This is a genomic window from Prauserella flavalba (assembly GCF_003202235.1).
Classification (GTDB): Bacteria; Actinomycetota; Actinomycetes; order Mycobacteriales; family Pseudonocardiaceae; genus Prauserella_A; species Prauserella_A flavalba.
Genome location: NZ_MASU01000002.1, coordinates 652,379 through 670,102 on the forward strand (window position 1 = coordinate 652,379; position 17,724 = coordinate 670,102).

Annotated in this window: 14 protein-coding genes; 12 read left to right on the plus strand and 2 right to left on the minus strand. The window is 70.8% G+C overall.

Annotated features, from left to right (window positions below; translation table 11 throughout):
- The first annotated feature begins 448 nt into the window (after positions 1 to 448).
- From BA062_RS05540 to purH, 8 genes are all read left to right on the plus strand, one after another.
- Positions 449 to 2,173, plus strand: coding sequence for a hypothetical protein (locus BA062_RS05540; RefSeq protein ID WP_110334909.1), 1,725 nt, complete (start codon positions 449 to 451; stop codon positions 2,171 to 2,173).
- Positions 2,170 to 2,511 carry a cobalamin B12-binding domain-containing protein gene (locus BA062_RS05545; protein WP_110334910.1) on the plus strand — a complete coding sequence of 114 codons (342 nt, stop codon included), beginning with the start codon at positions 2,170 to 2,172 and terminating at the stop codon, positions 2,509 to 2,511. The genes BA062_RS05540 and BA062_RS05545 overlap by 4 nt, the downstream gene beginning before the upstream one ends.
- A gap of 115 nt (positions 2,512 to 2,626) precedes the next feature.
- Complete coding sequence (sucC, locus tag BA062_RS05550; RefSeq protein WP_110334911.1) at positions 2,627 to 3,796, plus strand: ADP-forming succinate--CoA ligase subunit beta; 1,170 nt, start codon at positions 2,627 to 2,629, stop codon at positions 3,794 to 3,796.
- Positions 3,797 to 3,801: 5 nt separating this feature from the next.
- Positions 3,802 to 4,689: a succinate--CoA ligase subunit alpha gene (sucD, locus tag BA062_RS05555; RefSeq protein ID WP_110334912.1), complete on the plus strand. Its 888-nt coding sequence runs from the start codon at positions 3,802 to 3,804 to the stop codon at positions 4,687 to 4,689.
- 257 nt (positions 4,690 to 4,946) lie between these two features.
- Complete coding sequence (locus BA062_RS05560) at positions 4,947 to 5,696, plus strand: DUF5336 domain-containing protein (RefSeq protein ID WP_110334913.1); 750 nt, start codon at positions 4,947 to 4,949, stop codon at positions 5,694 to 5,696.
- Positions 5,697 to 5,848: 152 nt separating this feature from the next.
- Positions 5,849 to 7,354: a cell division protein PerM gene (locus tag BA062_RS05565; protein WP_210406764.1), complete on the plus strand. Its 1,506-nt coding sequence runs from the start codon at positions 5,849 to 5,851 to the stop codon at positions 7,352 to 7,354.
- 109 nt (positions 7,355 to 7,463) lie between these two features.
- Positions 7,464 to 8,081: a phosphoribosylglycinamide formyltransferase gene (gene purN, locus BA062_RS05570; protein ID WP_110334914.1), complete on the plus strand. Its 618-nt coding sequence runs from the start codon at positions 7,464 to 7,466 to the stop codon at positions 8,079 to 8,081.
- On the plus strand, positions 8,078 to 9,646 hold the full coding sequence (gene purH / locus BA062_RS05575) for a bifunctional phosphoribosylaminoimidazolecarboxamide formyltransferase/IMP cyclohydrolase (RefSeq protein ID WP_110334915.1): 1,569 nt from the start codon (positions 8,078 to 8,080) through the stop codon (positions 9,644 to 9,646). Before purN ends, purH begins: the two co-directional genes overlap by 4 nt.
- A 98-nt stretch (positions 9,647 to 9,744) precedes the next feature.
- On the opposite strand, the gene BA062_RS05580 is transcribed toward purH, so the two are convergent.
- A complete protein-coding gene (locus BA062_RS05580) occupies positions 9,745 to 10,989 on the minus strand; it encodes an RNA polymerase sigma factor (RefSeq protein WP_110335043.1) in 1,245 nt (414 codons plus the stop codon).
- Between the two features lie 2 nt (positions 10,990 to 10,991).
- A complete protein-coding gene (locus BA062_RS05585; RefSeq protein WP_110334916.1) occupies positions 10,992 to 11,384 on the minus strand; it encodes a YciI family protein in 393 nt (130 codons plus the stop codon).
- A gap of 318 nt (positions 11,385 to 11,702) precedes the next feature.
- On the opposite strand from BA062_RS05585, the gene BA062_RS05590 reads away from it, so the two are divergent.
- The 4 genes from BA062_RS05590 to BA062_RS05600 are packed head-to-tail and all read left to right on the plus strand — an operon-like array spanning position 11,703 to position 17,590.
- Positions 11,703 to 12,476 carry a hypothetical protein gene (locus tag BA062_RS05590; protein WP_245959679.1) on the plus strand — a complete coding sequence of 258 codons (774 nt, stop codon included), beginning with the start codon at positions 11,703 to 11,705 and terminating at the stop codon, positions 12,474 to 12,476.
- Positions 12,473 to 14,089, plus strand: coding sequence for a DNA polymerase Y family protein (locus BA062_RS05595; RefSeq protein WP_452624747.1), 1,617 nt, complete (start codon positions 12,473 to 12,475; stop codon positions 14,087 to 14,089). The genes BA062_RS05590 and BA062_RS05595 overlap by 4 nt, the downstream gene beginning before the upstream one ends.
- The gene (locus BA062_RS39740; RefSeq protein WP_168213878.1) at positions 14,089 to 14,229 is read left to right on the plus strand and encodes a hypothetical protein; all 141 of its coding nucleotides are present in this window, start codon (positions 14,089 to 14,091) and stop codon (positions 14,227 to 14,229) included. Before BA062_RS05595 ends, BA062_RS39740 begins: the two co-directional genes overlap by 1 nt.
- Positions 14,230 to 14,233: 4 nt before the next feature.
- The gene (locus tag BA062_RS05600; protein WP_110334918.1) at positions 14,234 to 17,590 is read left to right on the plus strand and encodes an error-prone DNA polymerase; all 3,357 of its coding nucleotides are present in this window, start codon (positions 14,234 to 14,236) and stop codon (positions 17,588 to 17,590) included.
- Positions 17,591 to 17,724: the final 134 nt, after the last annotated feature.

Sequence of the window (17,724 nt, forward strand, 5' to 3'; positions counted from 1 at the left end):
GCCGGGCGGGGGATCCCGGTGAGCGGCTTCGGGGGTAACCGCTCGATGGCGTGCCTGCCTCGGGGAGAGGCCTGCCCACCATGTCCGTTCGTGACCTGACCGTAATGGGGACTGCGGGACAGTAACGAAGGGGCACGGTTCGGAGCAAGATCCGGCACCCGTGTGGGCCGATCGAGTCAGCCTTCGCGGGGTGCGCGTGCCGGAATGACACAAGGTAGAAAGGGGGTTGCTCCATTTGGTGTGACTTGCGTTACAGTTGCGCAACCGTGGGACTAAACGACGTGCCTCCGGGGAACTGAGTCAAGTTATTTCGGCCGGGCCGGCCATTGCTAGCGTCGGCACGAACCGGCCCACCGGCCCTGCCGGTCGGGGTGCACGTCGTACGAACCCGAGGTGAGTTGATGACCAGTTCCGGCCATCCACGTCCCGCGCTACTGGGTACCGGCCGTTGAGTTCGCGAGTCCTCGTCGACACGGAACGACGTCCGGCCGTCCTGCTGGCCGCGCTCGGTGCGGCCGGGCTGGCAGCGGTGTTGCTGGCCGCCGGTGCCGTGGTGCCCGTCGTCGAAGGGGCGGAGCCGGGGTTCGCCGCCGCTCCGCTGCTGATCGTCCTGGCGGTGCTGCCCGTCGCCGTGGCCGGTGCCTTCGCGGCGCGTGGCAGGCCGGCTGTCGCGGCCGGGGCGCTCGTGGCCGTGGCGGTGCTGGCGCCTGGGCGTGCGGTCCTGGACCTGCAGTTCCTGGTCGATCCCTCGGTGGCGGTCCGTCCCGAGCTGTATCTGGCGAAAGACCTGCTGCTGCATCCGGTCGCCGCCGGGCTGTGGCTGTTGCTCGCCGGGCACGTCGCGACGGCCGTCGCGGGGCTGCTCGCGTTCCGGGCGACCCGGGGCGCCGAGCAGGACGGCGGCGACGAAACGGCAGGCTGGCGGCAGCGCTGGCTGCTGGTCGTGGTCGTGGCCGCCGTGGTCGCCGCGATCGGCCTGCTGATGGCGCCGTTCGGCTCCACCGACGTCTACCTTCTCGCGCGCAATGCATTCGAAGGGCCGGCGGTGGCGCTCACCGGCTACCTCTTGATCGCGTGCGCGCTGCCGTTGTTCGCGGCGCTCGCCGTGACGTCGGGCAACGGCGGCTTCGCGAGGGGCGGCCTCCTGGGACTGGGCATCGGCGTGGTCACGCTCGCGGTGCCGAGCCTCGTGGCCGGGGTCGTGCTCGACGCGGCCGACCTCGGCGCGGGCCCGATCGTCGCGCTCGCCGGCGCGGCCGGGCTGCTCGCCGTCGCGGGTACGCGGCCGGCCGGGGAACCCGACGCGGGGCCGGAAGCGGACGAGGCGGCCGAGGCGAGGGTGCCGGGGCGCAGCAGGCTGCTGGCCGCCACCGGCGTGCTCGCCGTGGTCACGGCCGCCGCGGCCTGTCTCGGGGCCACCACCGCGCAGCTCACCACGAACGGCGCGCTGCCCGCGCCGGAGAGTCCCGCCCGCTGGGTGCTGCTGGTGGCCGGGCTGCTCGTCGGTGCGCTGGGGCTGGCGATGTTCGTCCCCGGGGTGGCTCGCGTGTTCCGGCCCGCGCTGTCCGTGGCCTGGGCCGGTGTGTTGCTCGCCGGTACCGCGGTGCTCGACACGGCGATCACGGCCACGGGCGTCGCCGGGACGCTCGAGACCGGCCCGGGGGTGCTGTGGACGTGGCTTGCGATGGTCGCCGCGGCGATCACCGCGTGCTGTTCGGTGGTCGCGGGCATCGTCGAGCGCGAGGACGACGAGGGCTACGACCGCGAAGGCGGCGAGACCGGGCTGGCCGGGGTCAACATGCTGACCCCGCTGGCCGCCGCGGGCGTGCTCGCCGTCGCCGCGTTCGGCACGCCCGTGATCGTGGCGCCGGACTACGAGGCGGCGGGGCTGTGGTCGGCCTTCGGCACGCCGTCCTGGGGCCTGCTCGCCGCGACGTTGACCGTGCTCGGTGCCGTGGTTCTCGCTCCGCGCAGCCGTCCCGCCCCGGCGGTGGCGCTGCTCGGCGGGGCAGCGTGCCTGCTCGGGCTGCACGCGGCCACGCTGCCGCTCAGCAGCGGCGACATCGAGGGCGCGACCGCGGGCATTGGCGTCTGGCTGGCGCTCGCCGGCATCGTGGCGCTGATCATCGCGGCCGTCATCGCGGCGGTCGGGAGCAGGCGCGACGTCGCATGACCGGGCGGAATGTGACGCGGATCGTGCTCGTCGAGGCGGGCTCGGCCTGTGCCACCGCGGTGCCTCTCGCCCGCGCGCTGCGCGACGAGGGCGCTGAGGTCGTGCACGCCGGGGTCCTCGGCACCCTGGAGGAGATCGTGGCCACGGCGGAACAGGAGGATCCGGACATTCTCGGGGTCTCCGTGGTGTCGGCCGCCGACCGGGAACTGGCCGACGGCCTCGCGGCGGCGCTGCCCGAGCTCCGCGTGGCCGCTTTCGCAACCGATACAGACGTCACCCGATGGGTGGAGGAGAACGCGATGTGCGCCACAGACCCCAGCTCAGAGGCCCTTCGGTGACCGAGTTCACCAGGTGCGGGGGCCTTTGCTCGCGGACGGGTCGATAGGGTCGTCTGCGTCCGGCAGCACGGTTTGCAAAAACCACAGTGGCGTGTGTCGTCAGGAGACTGAAAGAGTGGACCTCTACGAGTACCAGGCGAAGGACCTCTTCGCCGCCCATGGTGTGCCGGTGTTGCCCGGCGCCGTGGCGAGTAATCCGGAAGAAGCGCGGGCCGCCGCCGAGGAGATCGGTGGGCAGGTTGTGGTCAAGGCGCAGGTGAAGACCGGTGGCCGGGGTAAGGCCGGTGGTGTGAAGCTGGCCCAGGATCCGGCGGAGGCGCAGGAGAAGGCCGAGGCGATCCTCGGGTTGGACATCAAGGGTCATGTCACGCGTCGCGTGCTGGTGACCGAGGCGTCGGACATCGCGCAGGAGTATTACTTCTCGTTCCTGCTGGACCGGGCCAACCGGACGTTCTTGGCGATGGCCTCGGCCGAGGGTGGCATGGAGATCGAGCAGCTGGCGCATGAGCGGCCGGAGGCGCTGGCGAAGGTGGCGGTGGACCCGATCGCGGGGGTGGACAAGGCCACCGCGACCGCGATCCTCACCCAGGGCGGGTTCCCGGCGGAGATCCGGGAGCAGGCCGCCGAGGTGGTGGTGAAGCTGTGGGAGACCTTCGTGGCCGAGGACGCCACGCTGGTCGAGGTGAACCCGCTGGTGCGGGACCCGCAGGACAGGATCGTCGCGCTGGACGGCAAGGTCACCCTGGACGGCAACGCCGCGTTCCGCCACCCCGAGCACGAGCAGCTGGTGGACACGCAGGCCGAGGACCCGCTGGAGGCCAAGGCGAAGGCCAAGGACCTCAACTACGTCAAGCTCGACGGGGAGGTCGGCATCATCGGTAACGGTGCGGGCCTGGTCATGTCCACCCTGGACGTGGTCGCCTACGCCGGGCAGCGTCACGGTGGGGTCAAGCCGGCGAACTTCCTGGACATCGGGGGCGGCGCCTCGGCGGAGGTGATGGCCGCCGGGCTGGACGTCATCCTCGGCGACCCCGCGGTCAAGTCGGTGTTCGTGAACGTGTTCGGCGGGATCACCGCCTGCGACGCGGTGGCCACCGGCATCGTCGAGGCCCTCAAGATCCTGGGTGACGAGGCCACCAAGCCGCTGGTGGTCCGCCTGGACGGCAACAACGTCGAGGAAGGCCGGGCGATCCTCGACCGGGCCAACCACCCGCTGGTCACCCAGGTGGACACCATGGACAACGCGGCCGACAAGGCCGCCCAGCTCGCCGCGGCAGGAGCCTGATCCCCATGGCCATTTTCCTCAACGAGAACTCCAAGATCATCGTGCAGGGCCTGACCGGCTCGGAAGGCACCAAGCACGCCACCAAGATGCTGGCCGCCGGCTCGAACATCGTCGGCGGCGTCAACGCCCGCAAGGCCGGCCAGACCGTCACCATCGGCGGCCAAGAGCTCACCGTCTACGGCACCGTCGAAGAGGCCATGAAGGCCACCGGCGCCGACACCTCGGTGATCTTCGTGCCGCCCAAGTTCGCCAAGGACGCCGTGATCGAGGCCATCGACGCCGAGATCGGCCTGGCCGTGGTCATCACCGAGGGCATCCCCGTGCACGACTCGGCCTACTTCTGGGCCCACGCCGTGGCCAAGGGAAACAAAACCCGGATCATCGGCCCGAACTGCCCCGGGGTGATCTCCCCGGGCAAGTCCAACGCGGGCATCATCCCCGCCAACATCACCGGCCCCGGCCACATCGGCCTGGTGTCCAAGTCCGGCACCCTGACCTACCAGATGATGTACGAACTGCGCGACATCGGCTTCACCACCGCGGTCGGCATCGGCGGGGACCCGGTCATCGGCACCACCCACATCGACGCCCTCCAAGCGTTCGAAGCCGACCCCGACACCAAGGTCATCGTGATGATCGGCGAGATCGGCGGCGACGCCGAAGAACGCGCCGCCGACTACATCAAGGCCAACGTCACCAAACCCGTCGTCGGCTACGTCGCCGGCTTCACCGCCCCCGAAGGCAAAACCATGGGCCACGCCGGCGCCATCGTCTCCGGCTCCTCCGGCACCGCCCAAGCCAAAAAAGAAGCCCTCGAAGCCGCAGGCGTCAAGGTCGGCAAAACCCCCACCGAAACCGCCGAGCTGGCCAGGGAGCTGTACAAGGCCCTGTAGTGCGGGAGCACAATGACGGTAGGAGCCGGGCACCGCACGGTGCCCGGCTCCTTCGTTTACAAAGGTCGGGCGAAAGGGAAACCAGCCGCCCGGGTGAAGCGTCTAAGAGCCGGCCGCTTCACCGGTTCGCGGTGCGCTAACGTTCCGTTGCCGCAGCCGTTCCGGCCGTCCGGGACGGCCGCGAGCCCGGGGGCGCGAGGCGAATCGGCCAGGACTGACCGCGCGTTGTCAGCGAGAACACGACAGGAGAACAACGGATGACCTTCCCGAGCGGCGCGCCGGGTGGATTCCCCGGCCAAGGCCCCCAGCAGCCACAACAGCACTTTCCCGGGGCGGCGCCGTCAGCAGGCGGCGGACCCAAGCTGGGCCTGCCCCAGATCCTCTACTTGGTCACCGCGGGTCTCGGTGTGCTGAACCTGTTCCTCGGTTTCGCCAACATCGGTGGTGGCGCGAGCTTCTACGAGGCCGGGTACGCGTGGATTCCGGCGTTGCTGTTCGTGAGTGCGCTGACCGCGGTCTTCCTGGTTCTCCCCGGTGACGTCAAGCCGGGCCCGTGGCCCGCGATCTTCGCCGTGGGTGCCGCGATCCCGTTCCTGTTCACCGTGTTCGCCGTTCCGTACGACATGCAGGCCGGCGGCGTCATGGTCCTGATCTTCGGTCTGCTCCAGATGGTGGCCGCCGTCGCCGCGTATCTGTTCGACGCGGGCGTGCTCAAGCCACCGGCTCCTCAGCCGCAGTCGCCGTACGGTCAGCAGCCCGCGTACGGCCAGCAGCAGCCGGGCGCGTTGGGCCAGCAGCAGCCGTACGGTCAGCAGCCCGCTCCGGACCAGTCCGGTGGCATCCCGCAGCCGACGAAGTTCGCGCAGCCGGTGTCGCCGCAGCCGGGTCAGCAGCCCACGACCTACGCCTCGCAGCACGGTCAGTTCTTCCAGCAGCAGCCGCCGGAGGGCGGCCAGCAGAACCCGCCGGGCACTCCGCAGGGCGGTTTCGGCCAGTCCAACAGCTGATCCGAGCTTCGGAAAAGGCGCTTCCGGCGAACGCCGGGAGCGCCTTTTTCCTTGTCGGGGACTGCCCCGACCGGGTGGGGTGTGGGCGTCGTCATCCGCCCGCGGCGGCGTGGCTCACTCGGACGGCCCAATCGCGATGCGATGGTCAAAGCATGGATCTCCTCACCACGCGCATGCGCTCAGCGGGCCGGGCCGCTGGTGAGGACGTGCCGCGCGGTGGACGGGTGCGTGCGCTGCTCGCCGCTGCCGGGTGGCCGCTCGTCACCGGCTACGCGGTGGTCGCCGCGTTGTTCGCGCTGGTCACGGCCATCGCCACCCGGTCGCAATTCTCCGCGCTCGGCGTCCTGCTGGCCGCAGGCCCCGGCTGGCTGGGTGCCTACCAGGTTCCGGTGCAGATCGAGGGTGAACCGCTCGGCGTCCTGCCGCTTCTGCCGACCATCGGCGTGTGCGTGCTCGTCGCGCGTACGGCCGCGAGTGCGGCGCAGCGGCTCGGCCTCACCGAACCCTCGCGGGCGGTCCCGCTCATCAGTGTCATGGCGGTTGCACACGCCGTGCTCGGTCTCACGATCTCGCTGCTGTCCAACGGCGAGACCCTCAGCGTCGAACCGCTGTCTGCGTTCCTCGTTCCCGGGCTGGTCGCCGGTGTGTCGGCCGCGGTCGGCGTCGCCCGGCACTGCGGGTTCACTGCGACGGTCGGCCGCCATCTCGATCCGCTCGCCGTGCACGGCCTGCGCGCGGGTGCACTGGGACTGCTCGCACTGCTGACGGTCGGTTCCTTCGCGTTGCTGGCAGGCATGGCGTTCTCGGTGCAGACGGCGAACAGCCTCTTCGCCAACAATGCGCCGGGCGCGGGCAGTGCGGCGGGCATGCTGCTGCTGTCGCTGGGCTACGTGCCGAACGCCGCGGTGCTGGCGCTGGGCTTCGTCACGGGGCCAGGCTTCTCCATCGGCTCGGTGTCGGTCGGCCCCTACGCGTTCACGGGCGGGCCGGTGCCCGGGGTGCCCCTGCTGGCGGCGATGCCGGAGGCACAGGCGTCGTGGTGGCCGGTGTTCGTGCTGCTGCCGATCGCGGCCGGGGCGCTGGTCGGCTGGTCGTTGCGCCGGTGCCACGAGAACCCGATGGCGCGCCTGCGCACGGTCGGCGTCGCCGGTGCGCTGGTCGGATTCGGCACCGTCGTCCTGGGCACGCTCGCGGGTGGCAGGCTCGGCTCGGGCGTGTTCGACCCCGTCGCGATCCCACTCGGGCTCGTCTCGATCGCCGCCTTCCTCTGGATCGCGGTGCCCGGCGGTCTCGTCGCGTGGTTCGCGGGGCCGCGTCCTCAGCCGGAGCCCGAGCCTGAGCCCGCCGCGGTCGAGGAGCCGGTGGAGGAAGCCGGGGGAGAGGACTCGGCGGAGACCGAGGCCGAGCAGCCCGATGAAGCCGCCGAGGAGGAGCCGGGCGAGGACGAGGGGCCCGGCGACGCGGAAGAGCCCGAGGACGACGACTTCGACGACACCGACGAGGCCACCGAGGTCACCGAGGCCGAGCCGGAGTCGGAGCGCGACATTGAACCGGAGCCGGATGACGAGACGGCGCCGGAGCCGGAAAAGGAACCCGAAGAGGAACCCGAAGAGGAACCCGAACGCGGCGACGACGAAGCCTCCGGCAAGCGGCCCTGACACCTCTGCGCGAAGATCAACTTCTCGGCGTTTAGGGTGGAGTGTCACCAGGTCAACCGACGTGTGCTCTGGCGCACAGCCCGGCAAGGAGACCGTTCTGGCTAGCAGGTTGGAGCTGCCTACCCCAGCGAGGTTGGTGGTACTCGCATCAGGTTCGGGGACGCTGCTTCAAGCGGTACTCGACGCGGTCGAGGAGCCCTCGTACCCGGCCACCGTGGTGGCCGTCGGGGCGGACCGGGACGGCATCGAGGCGCTGGCGAGGGCCGAGCGCGCCGGGATCCCGTACTTTTCGATCAAGATGGGCGACCACCCCGACCGTGAGGCCTGGGACAAGGCGCTGACAGACGCGGTCGCCGCGTACCTGCCCGACCTCGTGGTCTCCGCGGGTTTCATGAAGATCCTGGGCTCCCGCTTCCTCGGCCACTTCCCGAACCGCGTGATCAACACCCATCCCGCGCTGCTCCCGGCGTTCCCTGGCATCCGTGCTGTTGCCGACGCGCTCGAACTGGGGGTGAAGGTCACCGGGTCGACCGTGCACTTCGTGGACGCCGGAGTCGACACGGGGCCGATCATCGCGCAGGAGGCCGTGGCCGTGGAGGCCGATGACGACGAGGCGAGCCTGCACGAGCGGATCAAGGTGGTCGAACGCAGGCTCCTCGTCGACGTGATCGAGAAGCTTGGCCGTGCGGGGTGCACGGTGGAGGGACGGAAGGTGAGGTTGTCGTGAACGAGCAGACCCCAGGGGCCGGTCAGCGGCCGGTCCGGCGCGCGTTGATCGGGGTGTCGGACAAGGCGGGCCTGCTCGAGCTCGCGACCGGGCTGCACGCGGCAGGCGTCGAGATCGTGTCCACCGGCGGCACCGCGAAGGTGCTCTCCGACGCAGGTGTCCCCGTGACGCCGGTCGAGGAGGTCACCGGGTTCCCCGAGTCGTTCGACGGACGCGTGAAGACGCTGCACCCGAGGGTGCACGCCGGCCTGCTCGCCGACGTGAACCGGCCCGACCACGTCGAGCAGTTGAAGTCGCTGGACATCGCGCCGTTCGATCTGCTGGTGGTGAACCTCTACCCGTTCGCCAAGACCGTCGCTTCCGGGGCGAGCCCCGAGGACTGTGTCGAGAACATCGACATCGGCGGCCCCGCGATGGTGCGCGCCTCGGCCAAGAACCACGGCTCGGTGGCGGTGGTGGTCGACCCGGCGAGCTACGATTGGGTACTCGAGCGGGTCCGCGCCGGCGGTTTCGACCTCGCCGAGCGTAAGCGGCTGGCGGCGAAGGCCTTCGCGCACACCGCGGCCTACGACACGGCCGTCGCGTCGTGGTTCGCGAGCGCGTACGCCCCCGCCGACGACTCCGGTTTCCCCGACTTCCTCGGCGCCACCTGGGAGCGCGGCGAGGTGTTGCGCTACGGCGAGAACCCGCACCAGGGCGCGGCGGTGTACCGGCACGGTGAGCCCGGGCTGGCGCACGCCGAGCAGTTGCACGGCAAGGCGATGTCGTACAACAACTACGTCGACACCGACGCCGCGCGGCGCGCCGCCTACGACTTCACCGACCCCGCTGTCGCGATCATCAAGCACGCCAACCCGTGCGGGATCGCGGTGGGCGCCGACATCGCCGAGGCGCACCGGAAGGCCCACGCGTGCGACCCGGTGTCGGCCTACGGCGGCGTGATCGCCAGCAACCGACCGGTGAGCCTGGAGATGGCCGAGCAGATCGCGGACGTGTTCACCGAGGTCGTGCTGGCGCCGGACTTCGACGCGGACGCGCTCGATGTGCTCACCCGCAAGAAGAACGTGAGGCTGCTGCGGCTGCCGGAGCCGCTCGGCTCGCCGGTGGAGTTCCGGCCGATCTCGGGTGGCGTGCTGTTGCAGACCGCCGACCGGATCGACGCGCCCGGCGACGACCCGGCGAACTGGACCCTCGCGACTGGCCAGGCGGCCGACGAGAACACCCTCGCCGACCTCGCGTTCGCGTGGCGCGCGATCAGGGCCGTGAAGTCCAACGCGATCCTCCTCGCGAACGACCTGGCCACGGTCGGTGTGGGCATGGGTCAGGTGAACCGCGTCGACTCGTCGCGGCTGGCCGTGCAGCGGGCAGGCGATCGTGCGAAGGGTTCCGTCGCGGCGTCCGACGCGTTCTTCCCGTTCCCGGACGGCCTGCAGGTGCTGCTCGACGCCGGTGTGCGTGCGGTCGTGCAGCCCGGTGGATCTGTGAGGGACGCCGAGGTGATCGCGGCCGCCGAGGCCGTCGGCGTGACCCTCTATCTCACCGGCACCCGCCACTTCGCCCACTGATCCTCCGCGGCCGTCGCGCCGCAAAGCAGGGAGCAAGGGAGCTTTACTCCCGGAAAACGGGAGCAAAGCTCCCTTGCTCCCGTTTCGCCGTGGGACGCCTACCGCGCCAGCCGGGCCGCCCGCTCCTCCAGGTGCCGGCGCTCGGGGATGCTCGTGGTGCGCTTGGCCGCCGTCCGGTAGTGCTCCAGTGCCGCTTCCTGCTCGCCCGCCATTTCGAGCAGGTGCGCCCGCACGGCGGCGAGCCGGTAGTGCTTGGCCATCCGGCTGTCTCTGTCCAGTGACTCCAGCAGCCCCAGTCCCGCCTTTGGCCCGTGGACCATCGCCTCGGCGACGGCCTGGTTGAGTGTCACCATCGGGTTGGGCGCCATGCGCTGGAGCATTCCGTACAGCGCGAGGATCTGCGGCCAGTCGGTCTCCTCCGCGGTCGGCGCCTCGTCGTGGACGGCGGCGATGGCGGCCTGTAGCTGGTACGGCCCCACCCGCGTTCTCGACATCGCGTCGGTGACCAGTGCGACGCCCTCGGCGATGAGCCCGGCATCCCAGCGGCTGCGGTCCTGTTCGGTCATGGGGATCAGCGAGCCGTCCGCCGCGGTGCGTGCGGCCCGGCGGGCATCGGTGAGCAGCATCAGGGCCAGCAGGCCCGCGACCTCTCCGTCGTCGGGCAGCAGCCGGTTGACCATGCGCGTGAGCCGGATCGCCTCGTTCGAGAGCTCCACTCGCGCCAGTTCGTCCCCGGACGTCGCCGTGTACCCCTCGTTGAAGACGAGGTACAGCACGTGCAGCACCGCACGCAGTCGCTCGTCCCGTTCCTCCGGCCTCGGCGGCCGGAACCCCACGCCCGACGACTTGATCCGCTGCTTGGCGCGGCTGATGCGCTGGCCCATCGTGGACTCCGGCACGAGGAACGCGCGGGCGATCTCCTCGGTCGTCAGGCCGCCGACGGCCCGCAACGTGAGCGCGATCTGCGACGCCGGCGTGAGCGCCGGATGGCAGCACAGGAACAGCAGCGTGAGTGTGTCGTCCCGATCGGCGGCCGAGAGCATGTCAGCCGGCGGCGCGTGCAGCTCGTCGGCGGGGATCCGGACGGCCACGGTGTCCTCCCTGCGCTGGCGAGCCAGCTCACTGCGCAGCAGATCGGTCATCCGCCGGAAACCGACGCGGATCAGCCAGCCACGCGGGTTCTCCGGAACGCCCTCCTCGGGCCACTGCACGGACGCGGCGAGGAGGGCCTCCTGCACGGCGTCCTCGGCCGTGGCGAAGTTGCCGAAGCGGCGGACGAGCGCGCCGAGCACCTGCGGCGCCAGCTCGCGCAGCAGGTCCTCGACGCCCCTGTCCGTCCGCACGGTCACTGCTCCATCGGCCCCGGACCCTCGCCGATCGGGCGCACCTCGACGGCGTCACCGGTGGCGTCCACGACGCGTGCGGCGATCTGCAGGGCGCGGTCGTAGCTCGCGCAGTCGAGGATCGCGAAGCTCACCAGTACCTCCTTCGACTCGGCGAACGGGCCGTCCGTGACCACCGGGCCACCGTCGCCCTTGCGGACGGTCCTGGCGTGTACGGGCTCGGAGAGGCCCTCCGTGGTCACGAACTCCCCGGTCTCGGTGAGTTCCTTGTGCAGGCCCTCGTAGAACTCGCAGGCCTTCAGCACCTCGGGCGGCAGCTCGCCGGTGGTCGCCATCTGCGCCGCCGCAGCCTGCCAGTCATCGGCGTTGGTATAGGCCAAGAGGATGTACTTCATCGCTGTTCTCCCTGCGTCCGTGGCACCGCTTCTGAGTGCCTTCGCTGGAGACATCGGAGCTGGCGGCGTGGCTTCGACATCCGCGCAAGCCGATGCTGCCGGAGATTTCCGCGGAATGCGAGAGAAATCGGACGCGAGGGCTCCGTTCGCGTCCGGTCGCCTCCGTGGCTTGACAGGGTGAGGCGGGCGGTGTTCACTGAAGGTGTCGAACAGGTGTTCGATAGCTAGCCGTCTTCCCCGCGGCGACCGAGTAGAACGCAGGGCTCACGCGACGAGCGTGAGCGTGATCGTGCTGTCCGCGAGGGGAGGTGGTGCTGAATGCCAGGTGGAACGGTGGCGGAGATCCAGGCCGTCCGGCCCGGTGAGCCGTTGGCCGAGACGGCAGGGGTGTCCGCGGTGGCGCGGCTGGCCTCCCTGCCCGGAGTCAGCACGGCCAGCGGGGTGGCGGCCTCCGCTGTGCACGCGCAGACGACAGGGCGGGTCCTCCCAGTACTGCCCGCGCTCGCCGAGCTGCTGCCGTGGGGCGGACTGCGCAGGGGCAGCACGGTCGCGGTCCACGGCTCCACCTCGCTGCTGCTCGCACTGCTGGCGGAGGCGACCGCGAGCGGGTCGTGGGCGGCGGTGGTGGGAATTCCCCGGCTCGGGCTGGTGGCGGCGCGGGAGCTCGGGGTCGAGGTGGGCAGGCTGGCGCTGGTGCCGCGGCCCGGTGCGGACTTCGCCTCGGCGACAGCGGCTCTGCTCGACGGCGTCGACCTGGTCGCCACCGGTCCTCCCGGCAGGTTCGGTGGAACCCAGACCGCCCGCAGGCTCTCCGCGCGGGCCAGGAATCGCGGAGCGGTGCTGCTGTCCCTCGGGCCGTGGCCGGGTGCCGAGGTGGAGCTGCGCTGCGGCCCGGTGAGCTGGTCCGGGCTCGGAGAGGGGCATGGCTACCTGCGGGAACGCGAGGTGGTCGTGGACGTCGCCGGTCGCGGGGCGGCGGCGCGCCCCTTTCGTGCGTCGCTGTTGCTGCCGGGGCCCGGCGGAGCGGTGGCGACGGCCGGGGCCGCGGCTCGTCCGTCCTACGCGCCCGCCGAGGGGGTGAAGGTGGGATGAGCACGGCAGGGTTGCTCACCCGGCCGCCGCGGATGCTGGTGCTGTGGTGTCCGGACTGGCCCGTGGTCGCCGCCGGCGTGGCGGCCGGGTTGCCCGCTCATCTGCCCGCCGCGGTGTTCGCGGCCAACCGGGTCGTGGCGTGCTCGGCGATCGCGAGGGCGGCGGGTGTCCGGAGAGATATGCGGCGGAGGGAAGCGCAGTCCCGGTGCCCCGAGCTCGCGGTGTTCGGCGAGGACCAGGACCGGGACGCGCGGTTGTTCGAACCCATCGTGGAGGCGGTGGAGGAGCTGGTCGTCGGGGTGGAGGCCGTGCGCCCCGGGGTAGTGGCGGTGCCGGTCAGCGGTGCGTCCGGCTATTTCGGCGGGGAACACCGGCTCGTCGAACTGCTCGTCGACCACGTCTCCGGCGAGACGGGTGTGGAGTGCCAGATCGGGGTCGCCGACGGGCTGTTCGCCGCGACGCTGGCCGCGCACCGCTCCGTACTGGTGGAGGAAGGCGCGGCAGCGCGGTTTCTCGCGCCGCTGAGCGTCACTGAGCTCGACCAGCCCGACACCGGAAGGGCCGAGCTGGTGGATCTGTTGCGCAGACTGGGTCTGCGCACGCTCGGCTCGTTCGCGGCGCTGTCCGAACGAGACGTGGCCGGACGGTTCGGCAGCGAGGGCGTGCTGGCGCACCGGCTGGCGAACGGGCAGGACGAACGACCACCCCACCGCCGTCGTCCGCCACCGGAACTGTTCGTCACCAAGACGTTCGACCCGCCGCTCGAACGTGTCGACGTGGCGGCGTTCATGGGGAAGACGCTGGCGGGCCGGTTCCATTCCGGACTGTCCTCGCGCGGTCTCGCCTGCACCCGTCTGGGCATCTACGCCACCACTGAACGTGGCGAGGAGCTCAGCAGGATCTGGCGGTGCGCCGAGCCGCTCACGCCCGAGGGCATCGCCGACCGGGTGCGCTGGCAGTTCGAGGGCTGGTTGCGAGCCGGAGACGGGCGGCGGCCGACGGCGGGCGTCTCCGAGCTCCGGCTGGAACCCGAGGAGACGGTCGAGGGTGCGGCGTTGCAACTCGGCCTGTGGCAGGGCGGGGACGGGGGCGAACACACCCCGGAGGCCGACCGGGCCGCGAGGGCGCTGGTCCACGTCCAGGGGCTGCTGGGGCCGGACAGCGTCTTCACCGCCGTTCCCGAAGGAGGACGTGGTCCCGCCGAGCGGGTCCGTCTGGTGCCGTGGGGTGATCAACGCATGCCGTCCGATGGACACGACGCGTCCTGGCCGGAACAGCTTCCCGGACTGTCCCCGGCCACGGTCTTCGAAGAACCGGTGCCCGCCTTCGTCACCGATGCGGAGGGCACGGAGGTGAGCGTCACCGATCGGTACGCGCTCACCGGTCCGCCGCACCAGGTGTCGATAGAGGGAGGGGCCGCCCGCCGCGTTCTCGCCTGGGCGGGGCCCTGGCCAGTGCTCGCGCGGTGGTGGGCCCCGGAGGGCCGGCCCACCACCGGCCGCGTGCAGGTGGTGCTGGAAGGGATGAGCGGGGCGCAGTCCGAAGTCGCGCTCCTGCTGAACTGGCAGGCCAAGCGGAGTCCGCTGTGGACAGTGGAAGGGATGTACGACTAGTGGACGAGGAACGTTTCCACAACGGTACGGAGCCGGAGCGGACGATCGATCCGTGGTACCGGCTCGTCGAACCGCAGGCGCCGCAGCAGGTGTGTCCCGTCATCCCGCTGCCGAGAACGTCACCGGAGAACCTCGGATAGCATCATGGGCTGGAACAATCCACCGATCCCGTGGCGGGAGCTGGAACGCACGCTCTCCGGCAGAGCCGAGCCGTTCGACAAGGCGGGAGACGGCAATGACAGCCCCGCGTGGGGCCGTAAGCGGGAGAGGTATCTCCGCCCCGCCGACCTGGACTCACTGCGCGGTGCCGACGACACCGGGGCGGCCACCCGCATGCCGTACGCGGAGCTGCACTGCCACTCGAACTTCAGCTTCCTCGACGGGGCGAGCCATCCCGAGGAACTGGTCGAGGAAGCCGTGCGACTCGAGCTCGACGCCATCGCGATCACCGACCACGACGGGATGTACGGCGTGGCCCGGTTCGCCGAAGCGGCGCGTGAGGTCGGCATGCGCACGGTGTTCGGCACGGAGCTGAGCCTCGGGCTCTCCGGACCGCAGAACGGGATCGCCGACCCCGAGGGCGAGCACCTGCTGCTCCTGGCGAAGGGCGAGCAGGGGTACGCGAGCCTCTGCCGGGCCATCACGGCGGGCCAGCTGAAGGGCCACGACGTGGAACTGCCCCCTTCCGAACGCGCCGAGAAGGGGCGCCCGGTATACGACCTCGACACCATCGCTGGGGAGGTGGCGGGCAGGTGCGCGGTCCTCACCGGGTGCCGCAAGGGAGCCGTGCGGCGCGCGTTGGTGGAGCAGGGGCCCGAGGCGGCCGCGCTGAGGCTGTGCGAACTGGTCGACCGGTTCGGCGAGGATGACGTGTACGTCGAGCTGATCGACCACGGCAGGCCGCTCGACAGCACCCACAACGACGCGCTCGCCGAACTCGCCCAGGAACTCGGCCTGCCCACCGTGGCCACCAACGCCGTGCACTATGCGATCCCGCAGCGGGCCTACCTGGCGCAGGCGGTCTCCGCCATCAGGGCCCGCCGCGGCCTCGACGAGATGGAGGGGTGGCTCGCCGCCGCCGGCACGGCACACCTGCGTTCCGGCGCGGAGATGCAGGCCCGGTTCGCCCGCTACCCGGGGGCCGTGCAGCGGGCCGCGTTGCTCGGCACGCAGATCGCGTTCCCGCTGCACCTGGTGGCTCCGGAACTCCCACCGTTCGACGTCCCGGACGGCTACACCGAGGCCACCTACCTGCGGTACCTGACCTACGAGGGCGCGAAGAAGCAGTACGGCACCCGGGAGACCCACCCGAAGGCCTACGCGCAGCTCGACCACGAGCTGGAGATCATCGAACGGCTCGGGTTTCCCGGGTACTTCCTGATCGTGTGGGACATCGCGAAGTTCTGCCGGGACAACGACATCCTGTGCCAGGGCCGGGGATCGGCGGCGAACTCCGCGGTCTGCTACGCGCTGGGCATCACCAAGGTCGACCCGGTGAAGTGGAAGCTGCTCTTCGAACGGTTCCTCGCACCGGATCGCGACGGCTACCCGGACATCGACCTCGACATCGAGTCCGACCAGCGCGAGAAGGCGATCCAGTACGTCTACGAGAAACACGGCAGGCTGCGCACCGCGCAGGTGGCGAACGTGATCACCTACCGGGCCCGTTCGGCGGTGCGCGACGCGGCCAGGGCGCTCGGCCATTCGCCGGGCCAGCAGGACGCCTGGAGCAAGCAGATCGACCGCTGGGGTCCGCTGCGCCACACCAGAGGCGAGACCGACCACGACATCCCCGCCAGCGTGCTGGGGCTGGCCGCCGCGCTGGAGGACTTCCCGCGTCACCTCGGCATCCACTCGGGCGGGATGGTGATCTGCAACCGACCGGTGAGCGAGGTCTGCCCCATCGAATGGGCGCGCATGGAGAACCGCAGCGTCCTGCAGTGGGAGAAGGACGACTGCGCGTCCGTCGGACTGGTCAAGTTCGACCTGCTCGGGCTCGGCATGCTCTCCGCGCTCCACTACATGATCGACCTGGTGCGCGAGCACGAAGGCATCGAGATCGACCTCAGCAAGATGCCGCTGGAGGACAAGAACGTCTACGACATGCTCAGCCGCGCCGACGCCATCGGCGTGTTCCAGGTGGAGAGCAGGGCGCAGCTGGCAACCCTGCCCCGGCTCGCGCCGAAGAAGTTCTACGACCTCGCCATCGAGGTCGCCCTGATCAGGCCGGGACCCATCCAGGGCGGCTCCGTGCACCCCTACATCCGGCGCTACACCGAGAAGGAGACGTGGAAGCACGACCATCCGCTGCTGGAGAACGCGCTGGACAAGACGCTGGGCGTGCCCCTGTTCCAGGAACAGATGATGCAGATCGCGCTCGACGTCGCGAACTTCACCGCGGCCGAGGCCGACGAGCTCCGGCACGCCATGGGAGCGAAACGGTCGGGCCGGAAGATGGAGCGGCTGAGGCGGAGGTTCTACGAGGGGGCCGCGCGCAACGGCGTCGACGAGAAGATGGCGGAGCACATCTTCCAGAAGATGCGGGCGTTCTCCAACTTCGGTTTCCCGGAGAGCCACGCGCTGAGCTTCGCGTACCTGGTCTTCGCCAGCGCGTACTTCAAGTACTACCACCCGGAAGCGTTCTGCGCGGGGCTGCTGCGCGCGCAGCCCATGGGCTTCTACTCGCCGCAGTCGCTGGTGGCCGATGCCCGGCGGCACGGCGTGACGGTACGCGGGCCCGACGTCAACGCCAGCCTGTCCCACGCGACGCTGGAACCGTTGGGAGAAGGCGAATCCGGCCTCGCCGTCCGCATCGGGCTCAGCGCGGTGCGCACGATCGGCGAACCGCTAGCGAAACGGCTCGTGGCCGAAAGGGACAGCGGCGGCGTCTACCGCGACATGGCCGACGTGGCGCGGCGGGTGCGGCTGACCACGCCGCAGGTCGAGGCACTCGCCACCGCGGGCGCTTTCGGCTGCTTCGAACGCGACCGGCGCAAGGCGCTCTGGGCTGCGGGCGCCGTCGCGGAGGAACGGCCGGAGAAGCTGCCGGGCAGCACGCCCGGCGTCAGCGCGCCCACGTTGCCCGGCATGGACGACCTCGACGTCGCGGTCGCGGACGTGTGGGCGACCGGGCTGTCGCCTGACAGCTTTCCCACGCAGTTCATCAGGGACCGGCTCGATGCGCTCGGGGTGGTCACCGCCCAGCGACTGCAGGAGATGGAGGACGGCAAGCGGGTCCTCATCGGCGGCGCGGTGACCCATCGGCAGCGGCCCGGCACCGCGGGCGGGATCACGTTCCTCAACATCGAGGATGAGACGGGCATGGTCAACGTCATCTGCACGGCCGGCCTGTGGCAGCGCTACCACCGCGTCGCCCGCTCCAGCCAGGCGATGCTGATCCGCGGGGTCGTGGAACGCGCGGACGGTGTGGTGAGCCTGCTCGCCGACCGGCTACAGCACCTGCCCATGCGGATCAGCTCGAAGTCGAGGGACTTCCGATGACCTCACGCGCGCAGTCCGTGCCGGTCCGCCCAGCCGGCGATCGCCGTGACCATGACCTTGGGCTGATCCGGGAGCAAGGCGAACGACGTTCCCCGGCCGTCATTGTGTTGGCCGCACTAACGTTTGTGCTGCTA

Coding starts and splice junctions, on each gene's coding strand:
- BA062_RS05590 (WP_245959679.1), top strand. CDS start 11,703: ATGCCAGGTGGAACGGTGGCGGAGATCCAGGCCGTCCGGCCCGGTGAG.
- BA062_RS05565 (WP_210406764.1), top strand. CDS start 5,849: ATGGATCTCCTCACCACGCGCATGCGCTCAGCGGGCCGGGCCGCTGGT.
- BA062_RS05595 (WP_452624747.1), top strand. CDS start 12,473: ATGAGCACGGCAGGGTTGCTCACCCGGCCGCCGCGGATGCTGGTGCTG.
- BA062_RS05585 (WP_110334916.1), bottom strand. CDS start 11,384: ATGAAGTACATCCTCTTGGCCTATACCAACGCCGATGACTGGCAGGCT.
- BA062_RS05545 (WP_110334910.1), top strand. CDS start 2,170: ATGACCGGGCGGAATGTGACGCGGATCGTGCTCGTCGAGGCGGGCTCG.
- BA062_RS05600 (WP_110334918.1), top strand. CDS start 14,234: ATGGGCTGGAACAATCCACCGATCCCGTGGCGGGAGCTGGAACGCACG.
- BA062_RS05560 (WP_110334913.1), top strand. CDS start 4,947: ATGACCTTCCCGAGCGGCGCGCCGGGTGGATTCCCCGGCCAAGGCCCC.
- sucD (WP_110334912.1), top strand. CDS start 3,802: ATGGCCATTTTCCTCAACGAGAACTCCAAGATCATCGTGCAGGGCCTG.